Annotated in this window: 26 protein-coding genes; 17 read left to right on the forward strand and 9 right to left on the reverse strand. The window is 70.4% G+C overall.

The genetic code is table 11. The features are described 5' to 3' along the window. Positions 1-19 precede the first annotated feature (19 nt). Positions 20-1,186: a DUF6986 family protein gene (locus ACFWYW_RS54775; RefSeq protein WP_379618059.1), complete on the forward strand. Its 1,167-nt coding sequence runs from the start codon at positions 20-22 to the stop codon at positions 1,184-1,186. Between the two features lie 106 nt (positions 1,187-1,292). Beyond that, positions 1,293-1,973, forward strand: a complete 681-nt coding sequence (locus ACFWYW_RS54780; RefSeq protein ID WP_379618057.1) for a copper homeostasis protein CutC — start codon at positions 1,293-1,295, stop codon at positions 1,971-1,973. 286 nt (positions 1,974-2,259) lie between these two features. Here ACFWYW_RS54780 and ACFWYW_RS54785 read toward each other — a convergent pair whose 3' ends face one another. Further along, entirely contained in the window at positions 2,260-2,862 is a 603-nt protein-coding gene (locus ACFWYW_RS54785; protein WP_379618055.1) for a GNAT family N-acetyltransferase, read from the reverse strand. A gap of 184 nt (positions 2,863-3,046) precedes the next feature. Further along, positions 3,047-3,796, reverse strand: a complete 750-nt coding sequence (locus ACFWYW_RS54790; protein ID WP_379618053.1) for a GntR family transcriptional regulator — start codon at positions 3,794-3,796, stop codon at positions 3,047-3,049. A 1,077-nt stretch (positions 3,797-4,873) separates the two neighbouring features. Here ACFWYW_RS54790 and ACFWYW_RS54795 point away from each other — a divergent pair. Then, entirely contained in the window at positions 4,874-6,310 is a 1,437-nt protein-coding gene (locus tag ACFWYW_RS54795) for an OmpA family protein (RefSeq protein ID WP_379618051.1), read from the forward strand. Here ACFWYW_RS54795 and ACFWYW_RS54800 read toward each other — a convergent pair. Next, on the reverse strand, positions 6,300-6,689 hold the full coding sequence (locus tag ACFWYW_RS54800) for a Zn-ribbon domain-containing OB-fold protein (RefSeq protein WP_379618049.1): 390 nt from the start codon (positions 6,687-6,689) through the stop codon (positions 6,300-6,302). The genes ACFWYW_RS54795 and ACFWYW_RS54800 overlap by 11 nt on opposite strands. Further along, positions 6,690-7,829 (reverse strand): acetyl-CoA acetyltransferase, encoded by a 1,140-nt coding sequence (locus ACFWYW_RS54805; protein WP_379618047.1) that lies wholly within the window; start codon positions 7,827-7,829, stop codon positions 6,690-6,692. It abuts the gene before it with no gap. 202 nt (positions 7,830-8,031) lie between these two features. Between ACFWYW_RS54805 and ACFWYW_RS54810 the strand changes: the two genes are divergently transcribed. The 11 genes from ACFWYW_RS54810 to ACFWYW_RS54860 are packed head-to-tail and all read left to right on the forward strand — an operon-like array spanning position 8,032 to position 17,102. Next, positions 8,032-8,538 carry a flavin reductase family protein gene (locus ACFWYW_RS54810; RefSeq protein WP_379618252.1) on the forward strand — a complete coding sequence of 169 codons (507 nt, stop codon included), beginning with the start codon at positions 8,032-8,034 and terminating at the stop codon, positions 8,536-8,538. Next, the gene (locus ACFWYW_RS54815) at positions 8,525-9,631 is read left to right on the forward strand and encodes an acyl-CoA dehydrogenase family protein (protein WP_379618045.1); all 1,107 of its coding nucleotides are present in this window, start codon (positions 8,525-8,527) and stop codon (positions 9,629-9,631) included. Before ACFWYW_RS54810 ends, ACFWYW_RS54815 begins: the two co-directional genes overlap by 14 nt. Continuing rightward, positions 9,628-10,407, forward strand: a complete 780-nt coding sequence (locus ACFWYW_RS54820; RefSeq protein ID WP_379618043.1) for an SDR family oxidoreductase — start codon at positions 9,628-9,630, stop codon at positions 10,405-10,407. Before ACFWYW_RS54815 ends, ACFWYW_RS54820 begins: the two co-directional genes overlap by 4 nt. 33 nt (positions 10,408-10,440) lie before the next feature. After that, positions 10,441-10,776, forward strand: a complete 336-nt coding sequence (locus ACFWYW_RS54825; protein ID WP_379618041.1) for a PadR family transcriptional regulator — start codon at positions 10,441-10,443, stop codon at positions 10,774-10,776. Beyond that, complete coding sequence (locus ACFWYW_RS54830) at positions 10,773-11,780, forward strand: hypothetical protein (protein ID WP_379618039.1); 1,008 nt, start codon at positions 10,773-10,775, stop codon at positions 11,778-11,780. Before ACFWYW_RS54825 ends, ACFWYW_RS54830 begins: the two co-directional genes overlap by 4 nt. Before the next feature lie 33 nt (positions 11,781-11,813). Further along, complete coding sequence (locus tag ACFWYW_RS54835; protein WP_379618037.1) at positions 11,814-13,115, forward strand: DUF2252 domain-containing protein; 1,302 nt, start codon at positions 11,814-11,816, stop codon at positions 13,113-13,115. Next, positions 13,112-14,047, forward strand: coding sequence for an alpha/beta hydrolase (locus ACFWYW_RS54840; RefSeq protein ID WP_379618035.1), 936 nt, complete (start codon positions 13,112-13,114; stop codon positions 14,045-14,047). Before ACFWYW_RS54835 ends, ACFWYW_RS54840 begins: the two co-directional genes overlap by 4 nt. After that, positions 14,044-14,757 (forward strand): esterase family protein, encoded by a 714-nt coding sequence (locus ACFWYW_RS54845; protein WP_379618033.1) that lies wholly within the window; start codon positions 14,044-14,046, stop codon positions 14,755-14,757. Before ACFWYW_RS54840 ends, ACFWYW_RS54845 begins: the two co-directional genes overlap by 4 nt. Further along, positions 14,754-15,941, forward strand: a complete 1,188-nt coding sequence (locus ACFWYW_RS54850) for a hypothetical protein (RefSeq protein ID WP_379618031.1) — start codon at positions 14,754-14,756, stop codon at positions 15,939-15,941. The genes ACFWYW_RS54845 and ACFWYW_RS54850 overlap by 4 nt, the downstream gene beginning before the upstream one ends. 39 nt (positions 15,942-15,980) lie before the next feature. Further along, positions 15,981-16,727, forward strand: coding sequence for an SDR family oxidoreductase (locus tag ACFWYW_RS54855; protein ID WP_379618029.1), 747 nt, complete (start codon positions 15,981-15,983; stop codon positions 16,725-16,727). 27 nt (positions 16,728-16,754) lie between these two features. Then, complete coding sequence (locus tag ACFWYW_RS54860; RefSeq protein ID WP_379618027.1) at positions 16,755-17,102, forward strand: signal peptidase I; 348 nt, start codon at positions 16,755-16,757, stop codon at positions 17,100-17,102. Positions 17,103-17,124: 22 nt separating this feature from the next. On the opposite strand, the gene ACFWYW_RS54865 is transcribed toward ACFWYW_RS54860, so the two are convergent. The 3 genes from ACFWYW_RS54865 to ACFWYW_RS54875 form a co-directional block, all read right to left on the reverse strand. Beyond that, positions 17,125-17,922, reverse strand: a complete 798-nt coding sequence (locus ACFWYW_RS54865) for a RimK family alpha-L-glutamate ligase (protein ID WP_379618025.1) — start codon at positions 17,920-17,922, stop codon at positions 17,125-17,127. A gap of 83 nt (positions 17,923-18,005) precedes the next feature. Then, entirely contained in the window at positions 18,006-18,260 is a 255-nt protein-coding gene (locus ACFWYW_RS54870; RefSeq protein ID WP_379618023.1) for a hypothetical protein, read from the reverse strand. Between the two features lie 89 nt (positions 18,261-18,349). Then, on the reverse strand, positions 18,350-18,607 hold the full coding sequence (locus ACFWYW_RS54875; protein ID WP_379618021.1) for a hypothetical protein: 258 nt from the start codon (positions 18,605-18,607) through the stop codon (positions 18,350-18,352). Between the two features lie 204 nt (positions 18,608-18,811). Here ACFWYW_RS54875 and ACFWYW_RS54880 point away from each other — a divergent pair, with 204 nt between their 5' ends. Then, the gene (locus ACFWYW_RS54880) at positions 18,812-19,414 is read left to right on the forward strand and encodes an NIPSNAP family protein (protein WP_379618019.1); all 603 of its coding nucleotides are present in this window, start codon (positions 18,812-18,814) and stop codon (positions 19,412-19,414) included. 53 nt (positions 19,415-19,467) lie between these two features. Next, positions 19,468-19,998: an AAA family ATPase gene (locus ACFWYW_RS54885; RefSeq protein WP_379618017.1), complete on the forward strand. Its 531-nt coding sequence runs from the start codon at positions 19,468-19,470 to the stop codon at positions 19,996-19,998. Positions 19,999-20,046: 48 nt separating this feature from the next. Here ACFWYW_RS54885 and ACFWYW_RS54890 read toward each other — a convergent pair whose 3' ends face one another. Further along, positions 20,047-20,949: an SDR family oxidoreductase gene (locus ACFWYW_RS54890; protein ID WP_379618015.1), complete on the reverse strand. Its 903-nt coding sequence runs from the start codon at positions 20,947-20,949 to the stop codon at positions 20,047-20,049. Positions 20,950-20,968: 19 nt separating this feature from the next. Continuing rightward, a complete protein-coding gene (locus ACFWYW_RS54895) occupies positions 20,969-21,751 on the reverse strand; it encodes an SDR family oxidoreductase (RefSeq protein ID WP_379618013.1) in 783 nt (260 codons plus the stop codon). Positions 21,752-21,798: 47 nt separating this feature from the next. On the opposite strand from ACFWYW_RS54895, the gene ACFWYW_RS54900 reads away from it, so the two are divergent. Further along, a complete protein-coding gene (locus ACFWYW_RS54900) occupies positions 21,799-22,530 on the forward strand; it encodes an enoyl-CoA hydratase family protein (RefSeq protein WP_379618011.1) in 732 nt (243 codons plus the stop codon). The last annotated feature ends 4 nt before the right edge of the window (positions 22,531-22,534 follow it).

A 22,534-nucleotide genomic window follows, 5' to 3' on the forward strand; every position in this document is an offset into this window, starting at 1 on the left:
CGCGTTTCCGGAGGAGAACATGCGTGTCACCGTTGGGCATCGGCCGATCACCGGGTTCGCGGAGGAGTACCGGCTGCAGCAGAGCCGCTACCCGATGACCCCGGCCGGCTGGCAACCGGTGCACACGGTCTATGTTCCGGCCGACCGTTTCTCGGCCGACACGGTCGCGACGTGGGGCGGGCAGGCGCTGGAGCTGGCAGAGACCCACCTGCCGGGTCCCGGCGAGCTGGCCGCGGTGTTCGGGGTGAGCGAGGAGCTGGCTCCCGCCGTGCACCGGCGGCTGCTGGGGAAGCTGGCCGCCGAGCCGGTCGAGGACCTGCGCATCGACTTCGAGGACGGCTACGGCGTGCGTCCCGACGACGAGGACGGCCACGTCGAGCAGGCCGCCGCCGCGGTGGTGGCGATGCACGAGGAGGGACGGCTGCCGCGCAGGTGGGGCCTGCGGGTCAAGTCGTTCGCCGACGCCGACCCGGAACGCTCGGTCCGCACGCTGGACGGCTTCCTGACCGAGGTCGTGTCCCGGATCGGCGCCCTTCCGCCGGGTTTCGCGCTGACGTTCCCCAAGGTCCTGATGGAGAACTACCTCGGCCAGTTCACCGCCTTCCTGGAGGATCTGGAGAAGGGGCTCGGTCTCGGCCCGCTGCGCTTCGAGATCCAGGTGGAGGCGCCGCAGACGCTGCCGTTCCTGCGTGCCGGCCTGGCCGAAGGCCGGCTGGCCGCGGCGCACTTCGGCGTCTTCGACTACACCGCCGCGATCGGGCTGCCGCCGCACGAGCAGCGCCTGGACCACCCGGCCTGCGACCACGCCAGGCACGTGATGCAGACGGCGTTCGCGGGCACCGGGGTCGAGCTGTCGGACGGCTCGCTGGCCGCCGCCCCCGCGTCGTCCGCGACGGCCGACGTGCACGCGCTGTGGCGCCGGCACGCCGAGCTGGTACGCCACTCGCTGGCCCACGGCTTCTACCAGGGCTGGGACATGCACCCGTCGCACCTGGTGAGCAGGTTCGCCACCGTCTACGCCTTCCACCTGGCCACCTACGAGGGCTACGCGGCCCGGGTGGCGGCCTGGGAACAGCAGCGGCAGGTGGAGGGCGTCATGGACGAACCGGCCACCGTCAAAACTCTTGTGACGGCACTTTCGCGGGCCCGGTCCGCGCTGGGGGACTTCACCGGAAACCCCGCCTGAACCGGCCTTGTAGGGCAACCTTGACTGGAGGGTTGTCCGCGGGCTGTCTGGATTGTCAGGGAATCGGGTGCAGTGGACGGGTAGCGCACCATATAGCCTCAGCTCCATGACCGGATCCCTCCTTGAGGTGATCGCGCTCAATGTGCGCGACGCCGTGGCCGCCGAACGTGGTGGTGCCGACCGCCTTGAGGTCGTCTCCGACATGGCCGCCGACGGGCTCACCCCAGCGCCGGAAACGGTCGCCGCCATCGCCGCCGAGTGCGCGCTCCCCCAGATGGTGATGCTGCGCGGCGAGGCCGGGTTCACGGCCGACGCCGAAGCGCTCGACCGGCTCAGGAACGACGCCAAGGCGCTGGCCCAGGCCGGGGCCGCCGGATTCGTGTTCGGGTTCCTCGACGCCGACGGCGCCGTCGACCTGGACGCCACCGAGGCCATGATCCACGCGGTGTCGCCGCTGCCGTGGACCTTCCACCGCGCGGTCGACCACGCCGCCGACACCTCCGCGAGCTGGCGCGCCGTCCGGCTGCTGCCGAACCTGGCCACCGTGCTCACCTCCGGCTCGCCCTCCGGGGTGGGCGACGGGCTGCCGGTGCTCAAGGCCCGGTGCGAGGCGGGCGACGCGGGGCTCATCCTCGCGGGGGGCGGCCTGAAGCCGCCGCACGTGCGGGCCCTGCTCGACTACGGCATCCGCGCCTTCCACGTCGGCAGCGCCGTCCGCACCTCCTGGACCGAACCGGTCGACCCCTCCCTCGTCGCCCGCTGGCGCTCCCTGCTCGACCGCGACTAAACCTCACCACCCCGGCCAGAAGACCCACCGGCGGCCCCTGAAAGTCGGCTTGGGACCCCGGGGTTTGCCTTGGGCGCCGTCGGGTGGCCCAGGGGGCGCTCGTCGCGGCGGGATGTGCGTGAGCCTTCACGAGCGGCCAGGACAGAGGCCCGCCCGTTACGGCGAGGGGGGTGGGCGCGGCTTCGCCGTAACGGGGAGGCGCGAGAAAGCACGAACGAGCGCGAGCGCGCCGTCAGAACGCGCCTAAACAATGCGCCTGAACAATGCGCCTAAAGCCCGCGAACGGTCAGGCGCTCAGCAGGTGCGGCACCGTGAGGTCGCGGAAGGCCGTCGACAGGGCAGGGCGGGTCAGGCGTTGGAACAGGGCGCCGGACGCGCGGTGCGGGAGGTCGACGGTGCGCAGGTGGCGGAAGCCGCGCTTGCGGTAGTACTCCTGCAGGCCGGGGTTGGACTTGGCGCAGTCCAGGCGGAGCCAGGGCAGGCCGACGGCGTGGGTGGTGGCGCCGGCCCAGTCCAGGAGGGCGTCGCCGAGGCCGCTGCCCGACCAGGGGCGGGCCACCGCCAGTTTGTGGACGTAGAGGGCGGCGCGGGGGCGGTCGGCCGGGGTCCAGAACTCGGGGTCGGCCTGGGCGTCGAGGGCGATGGTGGCGACGGGCGGCGCGGCTTCGTCGAAGTCGAGGTAGCGCAGCTCGTCGTCGACGAGGTAGAGGACGTGGGAGTCGATGAGGGGGGCGATGCGCTCGGGGCCGAAGCCGCCTCGGGGCCACTGGCGGATTCCCCGGGAGTGGAGCCAGTCGGCGGTGTCGGCGAGCAGGGTGAGGACTCCGCCCAGGTCAGCGGGTACGGCTCGGCGCAGGGTGAGCGGGTGAAGGAGGGTGTTCGAGTGCATGGGTCTACCCTTCGTTGCGCTGGGTGTCCGGGAGAACACATCTCGTGTGCACTTCACGGCACGCGGCAGCTAAACGGATATGTCTGGATAAATTACGATTTAGGGGAGCATGCACCACTCCCCCGCCCAGCGAAGTCAGATCTCGCTGCGCGCGGCCGTTGGGATCACCCCCAACCGAGCTCGATCAGCGGCTGCCGAGCTCGTATCTGATCAAGTGCTTGTCGGCGGGAAGCACCGACACCGCGACACGGACCGGCGTGTCCTCCCGGTCGTAGCCGACTCGGACATACACGACGACCGGCGTCCCCAGCTCCAGCTGGAGCCGTTCGACCTCCGCCTGGTTGGGCATCCTGGCCCAGATGTCGTCGACCACGCGGATCTGCGCGTGCCCGAGTTCCTCGAGTACCCGGTTCGCGCCGCGCCCGATGTCGCCCGGCCTGGCGATCTCGGACTCGGCGACCAGGTCATGCGGGAAATAGGAATCGTTGGTGTTGTAGGGCTGGCCGTCGACGAAACGCAGGCGCCGCCGTACCACTGCCAGTTTTCCGTCGTCGAGCTCCAGCCTGCTGGCGATGTCCTCAGCCGGTTGGACCGTCAACACTTCGATGAGCTGGGAGGGCTGGCGGCCTTCCTGGCTGACGGCGTACGCGAAGGCCTCCCGGGGAACTCCCGTGGGTTGCGGCTCCAGTTCGCGTTGCGGATGCATCAGCAGGGCGCGTCGTTCTCTGACGATCGTGCCGCGCCGGGGTGCGCGCGTGACGAGGCCTTCGTTGACCAGTTCCGCGACTGCGAGCCTGACCGTGTTCCGGCTGACGCCGTGGCGCGCGCGGAGCTCCTCTTCGGTCGGCAGCTGCGCCCCGGGGCCGTAGTCGCCGGAGTAGATGGCTCTGCGAAGCTCCGAAGCCACCTGCTGATACAGCGACGGTCTTGCCACTTTCACCCCTTTTGTTCCAACAATTTAGACGATCTGGTTCTAGCAGGCCACAACCCCTTGACCGAACGGCCTTGACAGCCGCATCATCCATTCGTTGGTACAAATCCATCGAAAGGCCGGTGAGGGGGTGAGGGCCGGTGTTGCCGGTCCGCGCGGGTGCGCCGTTTGCGAAGCAAGCGAGCTTGCGAAGCTACCCGCCCTGGCACGATCCCCGTGAGGCAACACGTTTACTGCGTTACGCGTTGCATCGCCAGGGGTTCACCCACACCTACCAGAGCAACGGGAACGGTATGTCCGTGCTGTCCGTGCTAACCGAGTTGACCGTGTGGTGCAGAGACGATTTCTTTGTCTGGCATGAGGAGGGCGTCGAAGTCAGCCACCCCATCGACGACCCGGTTGGCGCAGCACGACGGATCGCCGACCGCCGTCGGCGACCACAGTCCTCTCCCTCGGAGCGTTCCCTAGCGGAACACTCCCCCACCGACTCCGCACGCGAACACTCGGCCTAGGACTCCATCCCTCGCCGGAGTCCCGGCGCCGCCCGCGTCGGAGAAAGGAAACGCACCCTGGCGGGTCCCCCACGCCCGCCAGGGTGCGTTCTCCTGTCTGCGTGTCTTCCCCCTCATCCGAGCCTTCCCGCCCGCACGGACCTTCCCCTTCGTGCGGGCCCTCTCGGCTGTGCGAGCTTCTCTCACCGCCATGATCCGTTACGGCAAGCCGCCCCACCCCCACCCGCCGACCGTGGCCGGGCCCCGTCCAGGGGCACGGTCGTCCAGCGTGCGGGGCGGGCCGCCGTTACGCCCGCACCGTTGACCCGGACCTGATATACCGGGGCCACGAGGCCGGCCTTGACAGGCGGTTTCGGTTGGACGGTAAGTGGGTTGCAAGGACGGTCTACAAAGGTCTGGCGGCATGCGAGTTCCTCTTCGAGCATCCGGATTACTGGCTGTGGCCGTGCTGGCCTGCGGGTGCGGGTCTACTGGTGAGCCCGTCCGGCGGGTGGATCCGGTGCCGCCCTCGCCCGGCGTCACCGCGTCACCAAGTCCCCGCGTTTCCGGGTACGGAACCGAGGGGTTGGTGGGGTTCTACTCGGCGGAGCCGTTCAAGATCGATATCAAGGGTGTGGAGCGGACGCCCAAGCTCACGGTGCTGCGCATGGAGATCATGACCACCGCGGACCGGAACACCAAGGGTGATTTCGGGTACGGGAGTGTGCCCAGCGACTTCGCGCGGTTCCGGTTGTTCGATCCGGTGGGCAGGAAGGTGTACTTCACGCTGCGGGCCAAGAGCGGCGACGAGGCGTTCGGGACGCGGCACACCATGGAGGGCAACGGGTTTCCCGAGGACTTCGTGCCTGGAGTGCGGTATCCGGTCGAGGTGTACTTTCCCTTGCTGCCGGCCGGGGTCGAGGCGGTCTCCGTTGTGCCTGATCTGCCGATGGGGCCGATGACCGGGATTCCCGTCGCCGATGCCGCGAGCGAGCCCGTCGCCCGCGAGCGTGGGGCTTCCGGGAGGCCCAAGGCGGGTCAGGTGTTCCAGTGGCCGGTCGTGCTGCCCGAGGGTGACGTCTGGTCCGGCGTCTCCGACGTGAACGAGCTGGTCGAGACGCCGAAGAGGACCACCCTGCAGGAGGGCGCCAAGGAGACCATCGGCCTGCGCACCGACGTGCTGTTCGCCTTCGACCAGGCCGAGCTCAGTGCCAAGGCCGCCGCCGTGCTGGACGAGGTCGCCGAGGAGACGCGCAGGCGCGCCGACCCGGCCAAGCCGCCGGTCGCGATCGTCGGCCACACCGACACCAAGGGCGAGGACGCCTACAACCAGACGTTGTCGGTCCGGCGGGCCGAGGCGGTCAAGGAGTATCTGGCGGCGAAGCTGGGCGCCGGCTACCGGTACGTGACCGAGGGCAAGGGCGAGAGCACCCCGATCGCCAAGAACGACAAGCCCGGCGGCGGCGACAACCCCGAGGGCCGGGCGCGCAACCGGCGCGTGGAGATCTCCTACACGATCAAGCAGCAGGCCCCGGACGTGACCACCACCACGGACCCCTCGGCCGGCGAGGTACGCGGCCCGACCGGCCCGAACGCGCCGTTCCGCCCGGATCCGGGCGCGCCGGTGGCCGACTTCACCTGGACGTTCGCCAACAAGGACGATCGGCTCAAGGTCGAGGTGCTGCCGCTCTACCGCGACGGGGCCTATCTGGTGGCGTCCTTCGACGTCTCGGCCGTGCGGACCAACATGGTGTTCGTGCCCGCTCCGGCGCCGTTCTCCGGGTGGGAGCACGAGTTCTCGGCGGCGGCCGACTTCGGCGCGTTCACGCTGGAGGACCCGGCCACCAAGGCGCGCTACCACCCGCTGAAGATGGCCACCGAGTTCGTCGAGAACCACGTTCCCGCGCTGCAGACCGGCGAGAAGAGCCGCGCCTACGTGTACTACCCGGCGCCGCCGGACGACCGCACGTCCCTCACGCTGCGGGTGGCCAACGGGCCGTCTCCCAGCGTTCCCATCACCCGGTGATCATCCGCCAGCCGACCAGCGTGAGGGTGTCGTCCACGGCCGTGAACACCGCGCTCACCCGCGATCCGCCCTCGGGCTCGCCGGTCCCTTCCCACGAGCCGTGCACCAGGGCGTCCGGCACCTCGTCCAGGCGGACCATGACCACGATCTCGCCCTGGCCGAAGGGCCGGTGGCCGACCACCCAGCTCTCCACCGTCCCGACCGGCCGGACCGCCACCCAGTGACGTCCCTCGCCCCGGCACCGGGGGCAGAAGGCCCGCGCGGGGAAGCGCCGCAGCCCGCACCCGTCGCACTCCTGGACGGCGAACTCCCCCGTGGCCACCCGCTCCCACCACTCCCGTGAGTCCCGGTCGGGCGTGGGCCTGGGATGTGCGGGCATTCACGGGCTCCTCAGGATCAGGGCGGAGGTGGCGGGGAGGATGTAGCCGGGCTGGGAGGTCGACAGCGCCACCCGGGCCCCGGGCACCTGCCGGTCTCCGGCGTCGCCGCGCAGTTGGGAGACGGCCTCGGCGATGTGGTTGATGCCGTGGACGTAGCCCTCCGACAGGAAGCCGCCGTGGGTGTTCACCGGCGGGCCCTCGCCGGAGGCCGCGAAGGGGCCGCCGTCGCCCTTGGCGCAGAAGCCGTAGTCCTCCAGCTGGACCAGGACCGAATAGGTGAAGCAGTCGTAGAGCTGGGCGACGTCGATGTCGGCAGAGGTGAGGCCGGCCTGGCCGTACAGGCGGGGGGCGAGGGTCGCGGCGGCGCTGAGGGTGGGGTCCGCGCCGGACAGGAACGACTGGCCGCCGCCCCAGGCGGCGGCCGAGATCAGCACAGGGGTACGGCGCAGCGACCGCGCCCGCTCCGCGGTGGTGATGACCAGCGCGCACGCCCCGTCGGTCTCCAGGCAGCAGTCCAGCAGCCGGAACGGCTCGGCGATCCGGCGACTGGCGAGGTAGTCGTCCAGGGTGATGGGCGTGCGCATGAGGGCGCGCGGGTTCTTGGCGGCGTGGGCGCGCTGGCGGACGGCGATCTGCCCGAGGTGTTCCTCGGTGGTGCCGTATCGCAGCATGTGGGCGCGGGCGGCGAGGGCGAAGTGCTGGACGGGGGCGGTCAGGCCGTAGGGGGCCTGGTACTGGACCTCGGGGCTGGGGTTGGCGGCCTGGCCCATGCGGAACTCGGAGCGGGCGTTGATGGCCCGGTAGAAGACGACGGTGTCGGCCAGGCCGGCGGCCACGGCGAGCGCGGCCTGGCCGGCGACGGCGTGGGAGACGCTGCCGCCGCCGAACTGGTCCAGGTACCAGGTCGGGTCGCCGAGGCCCAGGGCCGGGCCGACGAGCGAGGGCGGGACCGAGTCGCCGACGCGGTGGGTGGCCAGGCCGTCGACGTCGGACGGGTCCAGGCCGGCGTCCGCCAGCGCTGCCATGATCGCGCGGCAGGCGAGGGTGAGGGTGCTGACCTGGGAGTCCTTGGTGAAGGGGGTGTAGCCGACGCCGACGACGGCGGTGCGGTCCGTGAAGTTGAGCAAGCGCTTGGCCACAGCTCCGAAGCTAGGCTCGCCGTGCGCCGCGTGTCAACGGGATCAGAAAAGGCTCTGCCCATCCAAGCAAGCGCTTGGTAAGCTGGTCTCAGCATCCACGACGAGGAGGCCACGGATGAGCACACACGCAGCCCGGCTGATCAGGCCGGACGGGTGCGACGCCCACTCGTCGTACAAGCGCGGGATTCACAACGGAGCCGCCATGCCGAACGGCCACAACGGGCAGCACGACAGCCGGCGCTTCCGGAACGTGCTCGGCAGGTTCGCCACCGGCGTCGTGGCCATCACGGCGCTCGACCCCGAGAGCGGCGAGCCGTGCGGCCTGGCCGCCAATTCCTTCACCTCCGTCTCCCTCGACCCGCCGCTGGTCGCCTTCTGCGTGGCGCACACCAGTACGAGCTGGCCGAAGGTGCGCGGCGGCAAGGTGATCACCGTGAACGTCCTGGCCGAGCACCAGCAGCCGGTCTGCGCCCAGCTGGCCAACCGGGGTGGCGACAAGTTCGCCGGGCTGGAGTGGACCGGCTCCCCCTCCGGCAATCCGGTCATCGAGGGCGCCCTGGCCTGGATCGACTGCGTGGTCGAGGCCGAGCACCTCGCCGGTGACCACATGATCGTGGTGGCCCGGGTGCTGCAACTGGACACCCACGCCGAGGGCGGGCCGCTGGTGTTCTTCCGCGGGGGCTACGGGAGGTTCAGTGAGCCTTCGTGAGCAGGCGCGGGCCTGGCTGGAGGAGCAGCTGTCCACGACGTTCGCGCACGTGCGCGGCCTCGGCGGGCCCGGTCGTGAGCACGAGGGCCACGAGGAACGTCACGCGTGGGAGCGGCACCTGGGCAAGGCGGGCTGGACCTGCCTGAGCTGGCCCACCCGGTACGGCGGGCGCGCGGCCTCATTGGCCGACCAGATCGCCTTCTACGAGGAGTACGCCAGAGCCGGCGCCCCCGCCCGCGTGGGCCACATCGGCGAGGGCCTGATCGGGCCGACGATCCTGGAGTTCGGCACCGAGGAGCAGAAGGCCCGCTTCCTGCCGGGGATCCAGTCGGGCGAGGAACTGTGGTGCCAGGGGTACTCGGAGCCGGAGGCGGGCTCGGATCTTGCCAACGTCCAGACGAAAGCGGAAATGTCGGGTGATGAGTGGGTCGTCACCGGGCAGAAGGTGTGGACCTCCCTGGCGCACGTGGCCGACTGGTGCTTCGTGCTGTGCCGTACGGAGAAGGCGGAGAAGAAGCATCACGGGCTGTCGTACCTGCTCGTGCCCATGGACCAGCCGGGCGTCGAGGTCCGGCCGATCGTCCAGCTCACCGGCACCTCCGAGTTCAACGAGGTCTTCTTCGACGGCGCCCGCACGCACCGCGACCACGTCCTCGGCGCGCCCGGCGACGGCTGGCGGGTGGCGATGGCCACGCTCGGCTACGAACGCGGCGCCTCCACGCTCGGCCAGCAGATCGGCTTCCGCCGCGAGCTCGACCGGGTCATCGAGGCCGCCAAGCGCACCGGCGCGGCCGGCGACCCGGTGATCCGCGACCTGCTCGTGCGGTCGTGGCTGGAGCTGGAGGTCATGCGGCTCAACGCGCTGCGCGACCCGCAGCTGCCGATCACCAAGCTCTACTGGTCGGAGTGGCACCGGCGGCTGGGCGAGCTGGCCCAGGAGGTCCAGGGCCGGGCCGGGCTGGTCGCCGAGGGCGGGGAGCTGAACGACCTCCAGCGCCTCTACCTGTTCAGCCGCGCCGACACGATCTATGCCGGATCCAGCGAAATCCAGCGCAACCTCATCGCCGAGCGCACCCTGGGACTACCACGATGACGACTCCCCCTCCCTACCCCAGCGCGCACGGCCTGCTCGACGGCAAGGTCACGCTCGTGACCGCCGCGGCCGGGGCCGGGATCGGCTATGCCACCGCGCGCCGCTGCGCCGAGGAGGGCGCCACGATCGTCATCTCCGACCGGCACGAACGCCGCCTGTCGGAGGCGGCCGAGGCGCTGACCGGGCTGACCGGGGTGAAGCCGCTGGCCGTACCGTGTGACGTGACCTCGCAGGCGCAGGTGATGGCGCTGTTCGACGCGGTGGTCGAGGCGCACGGGCGCCTCGACGTGGTGGTCAACAACGCCGGACTCGGCGGTACGGCGAGCCTCGCGGAGATGACCGACGAGGAGTGGCACGCGGTGATCGACGTGACGCTCAACGGCACCATGCGCTGCACCCGGGCCGCGCTCCAGCACATGATCCCGCAGGGCCGCGGCGTGATCGTCAACAACGCCTCCGTGATCGGCTGGCGGGCCCAGGCCGGCCAGGCCCACTACGCGGCGGCCAAGGCCGGGGTCATGGCGTTGACCAGGTGCGCGGCTCTCGAAGCCGCCACGGACGGCGTCCGGATCAACGCGGTCGCGCCCTCGCTGGCCATGCATCCGTTCCTGGCCAAGGTCACCAGCGACGAGCTGCTCGCCGAGCTCACGGCCAAGGAGGCCTTCGGCCGCTCGGCCCAGCCGTGGGAGGTGGCCAACGTGATCGTCTTCCTGGCCAGCGACTACTCCACGTACATGACCGGCGAGGTCGTCTCGGTCTCCAGCCAGCACCCCTGACGCATATCCTGTCTCTCAGGATATAGTGGGGGCATGAATATCACGGAGCCCATGTTCCTGGCGCTGACCGCGCTGGTGGACGAGCCCCGGCACGGCTACGGCATCGTGCGGGAGGTCTCGGGCCTTTCCGGCGGCCGGGTCCAGCTGAAGATCGGCACGCTCTACGGCGTGCTCGACCGGCTGGCCGCCGAGGAACTGGTCGAGCTGGACCGTGAGGAGGTCCTGCAGGGACGGCTGCGCCGCTACTACCGGCTGACCGACAAGGGAGCCGAGGCTCTCCGGCAGGAGGCCGACCGGGTCACGCGCACCGCCGCCCTGGCCACCTCCAGGCTGCGCGCCAGGAACACCGCCATCGGGGGGACGGCGTGAGCCTGCTGGAGTTCCACTACCGCAACGTCCTGCGGATGCTGCCCGCCTCCTACCGCGCCGAGCGCGAGGAGGAGATGGTCGCGGCCTACCTGGAGTACGCGGGGGACGTCCCCGACGAGGTCAACCCCCGGCCGCGCTGGGGCGAGGTGTTCAGCGTCATGGGGCTGGCACTCAGGGTCCGCCTGGCGGGGGCTTCCGGGCCGCCGGTCTACTTCGCCTGGGGCGAGACCGTGCGCATGATCGCGTTGTTCGGGCTGGCCCTGCAGGCGATGTTGTCGGCTCCCTCGTTGCCGTTCCTGCCGAGGATGAGCGAGAACGAGCAGTTCTTCGGCGCGCCCGGCTCGGCCGACCGGCTGTTCAACATCGGCGAGGTCCTACTCCACAACCTGTGGCTGGTCGCCTACGTCGCCCTGGCGCGAGGGGCCGTGCGTACGGCCAGGACGGCGGCCGTGCTGGTCTTCGGCTGGTCGTTCCTGGTGCCCCTGGTGAGCGGCTGGCGCGCGATGGACGCGTGGAGCACCGGCTACGTCCTGCTGTCGGCGGCGCCGGTCCTGGCCCTGCTGCTCGGCTATCACCGCGACGCGCCGCCGCCGCGCCGGTCCTGGTGGGTGGCTGTGCTGCCGCCCGCGATCGCGGCTGCGGCCGTGTACGCGGCCAACCGCTACATGGCGGGCCGCGCGGCGGCCGGCGAAACGACGACGCTGCAGAGTTTCGCGATCTGGACCGACACGTTCAGCATCATCGTCATCGCCCTCGTGGCCGTGGCCGCGGCAGCGCTGACGCTGAGGGCCGGCGCGCCCGCGCTGCTGGGGCTGGCCTTCTACGCGATGGTGTCGCTCCTGGCCAGGGTGCCCGACCTCTACCACTACCACGGCGGCGACGAGGAGATCTGGCAGGTGGCGGCGCTGCAGTGCTGGGTGCTGGGCGGGCTGACGCTCATCCTGGCGGTGGTGGGAGTGTGGAGGCTGCCGATTCATAGGAGACTCCAGGAAAGATCGGTCTAGGCGACCGGGCCGCGCGGACTTACCTTCCCATGTATGGGCACCACGGGCCGCGCGGCCCACATCCTCGACGTCCTGATCACCGAATTCGGCGATTCCATCAAGCGCGACCCGCACGCCTTTTCCCGAAAATTCAGGAAAATGGCGGCGTCGCCGTTCGCCTTCTACCGCGGCAGCGCCAGCGTGTTCTACGCGGACATGACCGCCGAGTACGCCGACGACGCCTACCTCGACGAGCTCACCAGCCGGGTCTGGATCCACGGCGACCTGCACGCCGAGAACTTCGGCACCTACATGAACGCCTCCGGCTCGCTCGTCTTCAACGTCAACGACTTCGACGAGGCCTACGTCGGCCCGTACACCTGGGACCTGAAGCGCTTCGCCGCCAGCGTGGCGCTCATCGGGTACGGCAAGGCGCTGTCGGACGAGGCGATCACCACGCTGGTGACCGAGTTCGGGACCGCGTACCTGGCCGAGCTGGGCGGCATCGCGCACGGCGGGGACGACGCGATCGGCTCCCTCACGCTCGACACCACCAGCGGTGTGCTGCACCGCGTACTCCAGACGGCCCGGCTGAGCACTCGCGTGGCCATGCTCGACGTGGAGACGGTGATCGACGACTACGACCGGCGCTTCGCCCTCATGGAGGGCCGTACGGCGGTCTCACCGCACGACAGGGAGCGGGTGGTGGCGGCCTTCCAGGACTACCTGCACACGCTGCCCGGCGGCGCGAACCCGGTCGAGCACCACATCAAGGACGTCGCGCTGCGCAAGGGCGTGGGCATCGGCTCGGCCGGGCTGCCCTCCTACAACCTGCTGCTCGAAGGCCGCTCGCAGGCGCTGGAGAACGACGTCATCCTCTACATGAAGCAGGCCCAGGTGCCCGCCGTGGCCAGGCACATCACCGACGAGCGGGTCGCCTCCTACTTCCTGCACCAGGGACACCGCACCGCCGAGTCGCAGCGCGCGCTGCAGGCCTACGCCGACCCCTGGCTCGGCTACACCAGCCTCGACGGCGTCGGCCAGCTCGTCGCCGAGGTCTCGCCCTACTCCGCCGACCTCGACTGGGACGACGTGAACGAGCCGGAGGAACTGCGCTCGATCATGCGCGATCTTGGCCGGGCGGTGGCGCGCATGCATTCGGTGGCCGACGACGAGAGCAGCCACGACCTGGTGGACTTTTCAACAGAAGAGTCGATTGTGGCCGTAGTCGACAACGATTCTTCAGGATTTGTTGCGATGTTGGTGAATTTTGCACACCAATACGGGGCACAAGCCCGCAAGGACCATCAAACGTTCGTCGATCTCTTCAGGAACGGCCGAATCCCCGGACTATGATCCGCTTCTCCCTTCCCGATCCTGCCCACCGGCTGGCCGGTGTCCGCCTGTGGCAGGAGCTCGGGCTGCCCTCGGTCGACTTCATGTACGGCGCCGCCGGCTGGACCCTGGCCATCCCCCGCCCGCCCGTGCACCGGATGGAGTACCTCCTGGAGCTGCGCCACCGCGCCGGCGGCGTGGAGACCATCCTCGACCCGAGCAACCCCTTACGCGTACGCGGCGTCTTCGGGCCGAAGAGCGTGCTGGAGTTCCCCGAATACTCCCCGCCCGGCTGGCTCGCCTTCCCCGCCTCCTCCGGCGGCACCAGCGTGTGGGCGCCGGAGGGCGTCGGCGGCGACTTACCCCTGCTCGTGGTCCACGACGGGCCCGAGTACGACGACCTGGCCGGTCTCACCCGCTACCTGGCCGCCGGGGTCGCCGGTGGCTGGCTGCCGCCGCTGCGCGCGATCCTGCTGCACCCCGGCGACCGCAACGCCGACTACTCGGCCAACCCGGACTACGCCGACTTCCTGGCGGCGCAGCCGTACCGGAGCGCGACCGTGCGCATCGGGATGGGAACCAGCCTCGGCGCGCTGGCCATGCTGCACGCCCAGTGGCGGCATCCCGACCTCTTCGACGCGCTGTTCCTGCAGTCGGGCAGCTTCTTCCAGCCGCGCTTCGACGCCCACGAGCGCCGCTTCCCCTATTACGAGCGGGTCACCCGCTTCGTCGAAGAGGTGCACAAAGGTACGGCGGTGCGGACCGTGCCCACGGCGATGACCTGCGGCGGAATCGAGGAGAACATCCACAACAACCGCGCGATGGCCGCCTCCCTGCGCACCCAGGGGTACGCGGTGCCCCTGCGCGAAGTGCCCGACGTGCACAACTACACCGCCTGGCGCGACGCCTTCCATCCCCACCTGACGCGGCTGCTGCAGGACGTGTGCTCATGAGACGCGAGCTGATCGACGGCGTCCTGGCCTACGGTCACTGGGGGCGGCCGATGCTGGTCTTCCCCTCCGAGCAGGGACGGCCCTCGGACTTCGAGGACAACGGCATGCTCGGCGCGATCTCCGACCTGGTCGAGGCCGGGCGGGTCAAGGTGTACTGCGTGCCGAGCAACGACCGCGAGTCCTGGTCGAACCGGTCGATCCCGCTGGAGGAACGCGCCAGGCGGCACGCCGGCTACGAGCAGTGGATCGTGGAGAAGGTCGTCAACGCCATCGACGAGGACTGCGCGGGCGCCGACGACATCATCACGTTCGGCTGCAGCCTTGGCGCCTACCACGCCGCGAACTTCGCGCTGAAACGGGCGGATCTGTTCCCGCTGGCGATCGGGCTGTCGGGCAACTACGACCCCTCCGCGTGGCACGGCTGGGGCGAGCGCGGCGAGGCCGCGTACTTCAACAACCCGCTCGACTACGTGCCGCACCTGCACGGCGACCACCTCGACTGGTTGCGCGGGCGGCTCAGCGTGCTGCTGGTGTGCGGGCAGGGCCAGTGGGAGGACACCACCGGCTCGCTGGAGAGCACCAAGCGGCTGGCCGCCGCCCTGACCGGCGTCGGCATCAGGCACGAGCTCGACCTCTGGGGCCGCGACGTGCCGCACGACTGGCCGTCCTGGCGGGCGCAGCTCGCCCACCATCTGGGGAGGTTCGTGTGAAGCACCTGGTCGGACTGCTGCTGGGGACCGAGGAGGACTGGCCGGCCGCCTTCGAGGAGATCATGCGCAGGGCCATGCCCGCCTACGAGGTGGAGCGGGTCACCATCGAGCCGTTCGACCTGCGCGACGAGCCGCGCTACGACGTCGTCATCGACCGGCTCGCCTACTGGTACTACCACCCGCGCGAGTGGCTCAAGAAGATCGCGATGATGGACGACGTCTACCTGCTCAACAGCCCGTTCACGTTCCAGTCGATGGAGAAGCACACCGCCTACTGCGCGATGATGCGCCTCGGGCTGAAGGTGCCGGACACGGTGCTGGTGCCGTACAAGAACCCGCTCGACAACGCGCGGTACGCCTACACCTCGGCGCGCTACAACAAGGCTTTCGACCTCGACGCGATCGCCGAGCGGATCGGCTACCCGCTGTTCATGAAGCCCTACGACGGCGGCGCCTGGCGCGGGGTCTCGCTCGTGCGCGACGCCGACGAACTGCACCGCGCCTATGACGAGAGCGGTGAGATGCTCATGCATCTGCAGAAGGCCGTCGACGGGTACGACGCCTTCGCCCGCTCGCTGTCCATCGGCGCCGAGACCATGGTCATGCGCTTCCACCCGGAACAGCCGATGCACTCGCGGTACTCGGTGGACCACTCCTTCCTCTCGCCCGAGGTCGGCGAGGAGGTGGTGACCATCGGGCGGCTGGTGAACGCGTTCTTCCGCTGGGAGTTCAACTCCTGCGAGACCCTGGTCAAGGGCACCGACGTGCACCCGATCGACTACGCCAACGCCTGCCCCGACGTGGCGCTGACCAGCCTGCACTACTACTTCCCCTGGGCGATGAAGGCGCTGGTGAAGTGGACGGTGTTCTGCGCGGAGACCGGCCGCAAGCCGCGCATCGACCTCGACACCCGCGAGTACTTCGCCGTCGAGGGCACCTACGCCGAACGGCTGGCGGCCTACCGCGGGCTGGCCGACGCCTACTTCGAGACCGAGCGCTACCACGAGTTCTGCGCCGAGCGCCTGGCCCACCTGGACGAGGCGGTGCTCGACTGGGTGGCGGGGCCGTCGTTCGACCGGCTGCTGATGAACGCGGTGACCGCCACCTACCCGGCGCACGAGCACGACCGGTTCATCGCGCACTTCCGCGGGCTGCTGGCGTTGTGGGTGAAGGACAACTCGTGAGCTGGTGACCGACCGGTCGGTATGGCATGCTTCCGGAACATGACTCTGTTCTCGGTGGAAGGCAAGAAGGTCGTCGTCACGGGCGGCTCCCGCGGCATCGGCCGGATGATCGCGGCCGGGTTCGTGGCGGCAGGGGCGGAGGTGTACATCTCCGCCCGCAAGGCCCACGAGGTGGCCAAGACCGCCGCCGAGCTGGGCTGCACCGGGGTGCCGGCCGACCTGTCCACGCCCGAAGGGGTGGACGAGCTGGTCTCCGCCGTGGACGGCCCGCTCGACGTGCTGGTCAACAACGCCGGCGCCACGTGGGGCGCGCCGCTGGAGGAGTTCCCGCCCGAGGCCTTCGACAAGCTCTGGAACATCAACGTCAAGGGCGTCTTCTACGTGACGCAGCGCTTCCTGCCCCAGTTGCGCGCCGCCGCCAGCGCCGACGTGCCCGCCCGGGTGATCACGATCGGGTCCATCGACGGCATCCGCGTGCCCGGCCTGGAGAACTACGCGTACTCGGCCGCCAAGGCGGGCGTGCACATGCTCACCCGGCACCTGGCCCGCCAGCTCGCGCCCGCCCACATCACCGTGAACGCGATCGCGCCGGGGCCGTTCGAGTCCAAGATGATGGCCTTCGCCCTGGACGACCCGGCCACCCGCACGCTGATCGCCTCCCAGGTGCCGATGGGCCGCATCGGCCGTCCCGACGACATGGCGGGGGCCGCCATCTTCCTGGCCTCCCGCGCGGGCGCGTACCTGACCGGGACGGTCATCCCGGTGGACGGCGGCATCTCCTGCTGACGCCTTCGCCGGGTAGTCTCGGCGCGCGTGAACGTCTACGTGGGGAACGCCGGCCGGGACGCGGCGCTGGACAAGGGCTGGCTGCTCGGGCACTTCAAGGAGGCCGGGCTCCGGCACAGCGAGGATGTCGAGATCAAGTGGGGCGTCCACGCCGCCGGGGACAAGCGGCCCGCCTGGGTGCGCGGGGAGGTGCGCACGGCGTTGCTGGTGCTGATCAGCGGGCGCTTCCGGGTCGAGCTGCCCGGCCGCGACGTCCTGCTGGAGCGGCAGGGCGACTACGTGGTCTGGGGCCGCGGCGTGGACCACTCGTGGGTGGCCGAGGAGGATTCGGTGGTGCTGACCGTCCGCTGGCCCTCGGTGCCGGGGTACGCGTGACGCCCGGCACCGGTGCGTAGCGTCAGAGCAGTTCGCCCAGGGCGACGGCGAGGTTCTTGGCGGCCCGCGGGGTGTGGCTCAGGTAGAGGTAGGGCTCGGTGAGCTCCAGCTCGATGATCGCCGGCCGGCCGTCAGGGAGCCGGACCAGGTCGACGCGGGCGTACAGAAGGGCCTGGGGGATGGCGGCAAGCACCTTCTCGGCCAGTTCGACCTGGTCCGGGGCAGGATCGCGCAGCTGCGCACGGGCGTTGTCGGCGTTGGTCATGCCCGGGGCGAGCATGGGCGTGCGCCGGACGGCGTGGCTGAGGCGGCGGTTGAAGTACAGCAGCGAGGTCTCGCCCTCGCTCTCCACCATGTCGAGGTAGGGCTGGACCATAGGCGTACGGCCCGCGGCCTCCAGAGCTGCGGCGTGGGCCTGGGCGGCGGCGGCTTCGGTGGTTCTGATGGTGTCGCGGGCGCCCGCGGAGACGGCGGGCTTGACGACGAACTCCTCCCAGTCGGGCAGGTCGTGCGAGGACCAGTGGGTCGGCACGATGGGGACACCGAGATCCCGGAGATAGGTCTTGTCGGTGTTGCGCTCCAGGACGTCGGCCGGGTTGAGCAGCCGGGTCACCGCTTCGGCCCGGCGCGCCCAGGCCAGGAAGTCGGCCCTGCGGTCGGTGTAGTCCCACACCGAGCGCACGACCGCCGCGTCGAAGGCGCTCCAGTCGACGTCGGGGTCGTCCCACCGGACCGCGCGGCCCTCGATGCCGTGCTCCCGCCAGGCGGCGAGGGCCGGGTCACGCTCGTCGTCGTGGTTCTCGGGGTCCGCAAAAGTCACATAAGCGCACGTAATCATCCAGGAATGCTAATACGGCGCGAGCCGGGCCTTATACGGACCCGGCTCGCTCGCTCACGTCCGGGCTAGTCGTCGATGGCGATGCCGGTGTGGCTGCCGTTCGCGCTGGTCACGGCGTTGCCCACGATGTTGTTGACGTTCGTGGCGCCGTGGCCGCCGACGTTGCTGGCGACGACGTTGTTCACGTTGTTGCCCGACTGCTGGGAATCGGAGTTCCGGCTCGCGTTGTAGTTCGCGTCCGCGTGAGCGGGGGCTGCCAGAAGCGTGGTGCCCGCGGCAGCGGCGACGACGAGACCGGTCATGCAGAGCTTCTTGAACATGCCTGTGTCCTTCCGAGGAGGATTACTGGGACCGTGCTCCGCCGGCTCGCCTGTGGCCGGACGGATGGGGAAGGTTCGACGGTGAGCGTCTAGTAGAAGACGTAGATGACCGTGATGCTGCCGTTCGTCGTGGTCACGGCGTTGCCGCCGAGGTTGTTGACGTTGGTCGAGCGGCCGCCGCCCGCGTTGACGGCAGCGATCTCGTTGAAGTTGTTGCCGGACTGCGAGGAATCGCTGTTGCTGCTCCCGTTACCGTTCCAGCTGTCCGCGTGCGCAGGGGCCGCCAGCAAAGTGACGCCCGCCACCGCGGCCACAACGGCACCGGTGGCACACAACTTCTTGATCACTTCTGCTCCTTCATCGTCTTGTGACAGGCCGCACGCAGGGCCCAGGCATGCGACCGCCCCTTTGACTCACCTTGACCCGGAGGGGTCAAAGCCAATGTGATCGTATAACCGAGAGTGGTGTTTGGGTAGCTGTTAGTAATCAGAAGATTATTCTGGGGCTCCCGCTGACAGAGGATGTCAGCGGGGCGGTCCTAGCGTGCGCGCATGATCTACGAGCTGCGCCGCTACACACTGCGTCCCGGAGCGCGCGACACCCTCATCGAGTTGTTCGAGCGCGAGTTCATCGAGACACAGGAGGAGGCCGGGATCGAGGTGGTCGCGCTGTTCCGCGACCCGGGCGCGCCCGACACCTTCACCTGGATCCGCGCCTTCCCCGACATGGAGCGCCGGTTCCGGTCCCTCACGGACTTCTACACCGGAGCCGCGTGGAAGGCGCACGCGGAGGCCGCGCGGGCCACGATGGTCGACACCGACGACGTGCTGCTGCTTCGGCCCGTGCTGGTTCCGCCGTTCGCCGGGGTGAGCGGGGGCTCCGGCCAGGCTTCGCCGTACCGGCTGACGGTCTTTCCCGTCGCGGAGGGGTCAGCCGCGCGCTTCGCCGGGCTGGCGGAGGGGGCGGCGGCCTGCTTCGAGAGCGAGCACGCCGTGAACACCTACGCTCAGTTGCCGGTCAGGGAGGGGGAGAACGTCTTCGTCCGGTTCACCAGGGGTGAGGAAGCTCCTGCCGTGCCCGCCCTCGACGGCCTTCTCACCGGGCCGCCGCGGCACTTCCTCCTGCATCCCACGGAACGCGGCCGCGTGCGCTGACGGTGCCGGAAAAGGGGAGGAAGGGCCTCGGGCGGGGTGGATAGGTTGGGCTGATGGACGGGATCGTGGTGGTGGTCAGCGGGCCGCCGGGGGCGGGCAAGAGCACGGTGGGGCGGCTGCTGGCCGACGATCGCGAGCTCAGCGTCCATCTGCACACCGATGACTTCTGGGCCTACATCAGGAAGGGCGGCATCGCGCCGTACCTGCCCGGGGCGCGGCGGCAGAACGCGACGGTGATGAACGTCCTGGCCGGCTGCGCGTTCGGCTATGCGGCGGGCGGCTATTACGTGGTCGTGGACGGCGTGGTGGGGCCCTGGTTCGTGGAGGCGTTCACGCGGCGGGCGCAGGGGACGCCGCTGCACTATGTGGCGCTGCGGCCCTCCCGGGAGACGACGCTCACGCGGGCGACGGGCCGGGGCGCCGGCGCGCTGACCGACCCGGAGCCCGTGCTCAGCATGTACGCGCAGTTCACCGACCTGGGTGAGCTGGAGCCGCACGCCTTCGACTCCTCCGCGCTCACCCCGGCCGAGACCGCGGACGCCCTTGGCAAGGCCCTGGCGGAGGGCGGCTACCTGCTCACGTGAGCAGCGCCTCCGTCCCGGTGACCGTGGCACCCACCATCGTCTCCCGGCTCAGGCGCCGTAGACCGGTTCCGGGGGCGGGGCCTGGGACAGGAGGGTGGCCACGGCGGGGCCGAGGTCGGCGGGGTTCCAGCGGGCGGTGGTGGTGACGGCGGGGCCGTGGTGCCAGCCGGTGGCCAGCGCGACCGTGCCGCCCTCGACCTCGAAGACCCTGCCGGTCACGGCGGCCGACTCCACCGAGCCCAGCCAGACGACCAAGGGGGCGATGTTGGCCGGGTCCATGGGGTCGAAACCGGTCTCCGGTCGCGCCATCGTCGTGGCGAAGACCTCCTCGGTCATGCGGGTGCGGGCGGCGGGGGCGATGGCGTTGACGGTGACGCCGTAGCGGCCGAGTTCGGCGGCGGCCACCTGGGTCAGGGCGGCGATGCCGGCTTTGGCGGCGGCGTAGTTGGCCTGGCCGACGCTGCCCAGGAGACCCGCGCCGGAGGAGGTGTTGATGACGCGGGCGTCGACCCGGTCGCCGGACTTGTGGCGTTCGCGCCAGTGGGCGGCGGCGTGGCGTAAGGGCAGGAAATGGCCTTTCAGGTGGACGCGCAGGACGTCGTCCCATTCCTGCTCGGTCATGGACACCAGCATGCGGTCGCGCAGGATGCCGGCGTTGTTCACCAGCACGTCGAGGCGGCCATAGGCGCTGACGGCCGACTTGACGAGGCGGGCGGCGCCGTCCCAGGTCGCGATGTCGTCGGCGTTGGGCACGGCCTGGCCGCCCTCGTCGCGGATCCGGGCGACGACCTCGTGCGCCGGGCCCGAGGAACGGCCGGCGCCGTCGCGTTCGGCGCCCAGGTCGTTGACGACGACGCGGGCGCCCTGGCGGGCGTACTCCAGCGCGTGTTCCCGGCCGATGCCGCGACCGGCGCCGGTCACCACCACGACGCGACCCTCACAAATGCCCACACGACCTCCAATGATCCTTTTATCGCGCTATTTCAGCAGAAGTTAGCCAGCTCCAGGCAGGGGTCTCGCCGCCTCCGTGTACCTGGATCTGGGCGCCGGTCACGTAACCCGGCGCGGCCAGCCACAGGCAGGCCGCCGCCACGTCCTCGGGCCGGGCCATCCTCCCGGCCGGGATGGTGGCGCCGACCTGCTCGAACGCGCCGCCGTAGTGGCCGGCCGCGTTCTCCGTGGCGGCCAGGCCGACGACGACGGTGTTGACCCGGACCTCGGGCGCCCACTCGGCGGCCAGGCACGCGGCCAGGTGGTGCAGGCCCGCCTTGGCCGCTCCGTAGGCCGAGGTGCCCGGGGACGGACGGACCCCGCTGGAGCTGCCGATCATGATCACCGAGCCGCCGGTGTCCTTCAGCAGAGGGTGGGCCCGCTGGCTCATCAGCAACGGGGCGACCAGGTTGAGCTCGATCACCCGGGCGTGGAGTCTGGGCGAGGAGCCGGCCAGCGGCGCGTGGGGCGAGCCGCCCGCGTTGTTGACCAGCACGTCCAGCCGGGAGAAGCCGCCCAGCAACCGCTCGACGTCCTCGGGGTCGCGCACGTCCGCCCGCACGAACCGCACCGGGCCACCGGACGCCGAGCCGGACGCCGAGCCAGGTGGTGAGCCGGGCGGTGAGCCGGGCGGGGGTGTGCGGGCGCAGACGGTCACGGTGGCGCCGGCGGCGGCGAAGGCGTGGGCGATGCCGGCGCCGATGCCCTTGGTGCCGCCGGTGATCAGTACATGGCGGCCGGTGTAGTCGTAAGTGGCGGTCACGGGTGCTACCGTACCAAGCAAGCGTTAGGTGCGACTATGGGAGCGCTATGGGGATCACGGTGCGCGGCGGGCCGGTCGCCGAGGTAGTGGTGGAGGTGCCGCCGGTCAACGCGCTGGCCGTGCGTGACTGGCACGACCTCGCCGACGCGCTGACCGGGACGGGCGCCGACCCGGCGACCCGCGCGGTCGTGCTCAGGGCAGAGGGCCGCGGCTTCAACGCGGGCGTCGACATCAAGGAGATGCAGCGGACCGACGGCCACGCGGCGCTGGTGGGCGCCAACCGGGGGTGCTTCGCCGCCTTCGCCGCCGTCTACGACTGCCAGGTGCCGGTGATCGCGGCGGTGCACGGGTTCTGCCTGGGCGGCGGCGTCGGCCTGGCCGGCAACGCCGACATCGTGGTGGCCAGCGACGACGCCTACTTCGGGCTGCCCGAAGTGGATCGCGGCGCGCTCGGCGCGGCCACCCACCTGGCCAGGCTGGTACCGCAGCATCTGATGCGCGCCATGGTCTACACCTGCAGGAACGTCACCGCCCAAGAGCTCCACGCCTTCGGCTCCGTCCTGGAGGTCACCACCCCGGACAAGCTCCGCGAAACCGCCCTGGAGGTCGCCGGCCGTATCGCCGAGAAGGACCCCCACGTCATCCGGCGCGCCAAGGAGTCGCTCAACGGCATCGACCCCGTGGACGTCAAGCGCAGCTACCGCTTCGAGCAGGGCTTCACCTTCGAGCTGAACCTGCTCGGCGCCGGCGACGAGCACAGGGAGAGGTTCCTGCGGTGACCAA

The sequence above is a fragment of the Nonomuraea sp. NPDC059023 genome (assembly GCF_042740095.1).
In the GTDB taxonomy this organism is placed as follows: Bacteria; Actinomycetota; Actinomycetes; order Streptosporangiales; family Streptosporangiaceae; genus Nonomuraea.

What these genes read in the sequence shown, in the direction of transcription:
- ACFWYW_RS54835 (WP_379618037.1), top strand. Translation starts at nt 11,814, where the DNA reads ATGGGCACCACGGGCCGCGCGGCCCACATCCTCGACGTCCTGATCACC.
- ACFWYW_RS54820 (WP_379618043.1), top strand. Translation starts at nt 9,628, where the DNA reads ATGACGACTCCCCCTCCCTACCCCAGCGCGCACGGCCTGCTCGACGGC.
- ACFWYW_RS54775 (WP_379618059.1), top strand. Translation starts at nt 20, where the DNA reads ATGCGTGTCACCGTTGGGCATCGGCCGATCACCGGGTTCGCGGAGGAG.
- ACFWYW_RS54800 (WP_379618049.1), bottom strand. Translation starts at nt 6,689, where the DNA reads ATGCCCGCACATCCCAGGCCCACGCCCGACCGGGACTCACGGGAGTGG.
- ACFWYW_RS54785 (WP_379618055.1), bottom strand. Translation starts at nt 2,862, where the DNA reads ATGCACTCGAACACCCTCCTTCACCCGCTCACCCTGCGCCGAGCCGTA.
- ACFWYW_RS54845 (WP_379618033.1), top strand. Translation starts at nt 14,044, where the DNA reads ATGAGACGCGAGCTGATCGACGGCGTCCTGGCCTACGGTCACTGGGGG.
- ACFWYW_RS54870 (WP_379618023.1), bottom strand. Translation starts at nt 18,260, where the DNA reads ATGTTCAAGAAGCTCTGCATGACCGGTCTCGTCGTCGCCGCTGCCGCG.
- ACFWYW_RS54885 (WP_379618017.1), top strand. Translation starts at nt 19,468, where the DNA reads ATGGACGGGATCGTGGTGGTGGTCAGCGGGCCGCCGGGGGCGGGCAAG.
- ACFWYW_RS54855 (WP_379618029.1), top strand. Translation starts at nt 15,981, where the DNA reads ATGACTCTGTTCTCGGTGGAAGGCAAGAAGGTCGTCGTCACGGGCGGC.
- ACFWYW_RS54900 (WP_379618011.1), top strand. Translation starts at nt 21,799, where the DNA reads ATGGGGATCACGGTGCGCGGCGGGCCGGTCGCCGAGGTAGTGGTGGAG.
- ACFWYW_RS54825 (WP_379618041.1), top strand. Translation starts at nt 10,441, where the DNA reads ATGAATATCACGGAGCCCATGTTCCTGGCGCTGACCGCGCTGGTGGAC.
- ACFWYW_RS54780 (WP_379618057.1), top strand. Translation starts at nt 1,293, where the DNA reads ATGACCGGATCCCTCCTTGAGGTGATCGCGCTCAATGTGCGCGACGCC.
- ACFWYW_RS54880 (WP_379618019.1), top strand. Translation starts at nt 18,812, where the DNA reads ATGATCTACGAGCTGCGCCGCTACACACTGCGTCCCGGAGCGCGCGAC.
- ACFWYW_RS54810 (WP_379618252.1), top strand. Translation starts at nt 8,032, where the DNA reads ATGCCGAACGGCCACAACGGGCAGCACGACAGCCGGCGCTTCCGGAAC.
- ACFWYW_RS54840 (WP_379618035.1), top strand. Translation starts at nt 13,112, where the DNA reads ATGATCCGCTTCTCCCTTCCCGATCCTGCCCACCGGCTGGCCGGTGTC.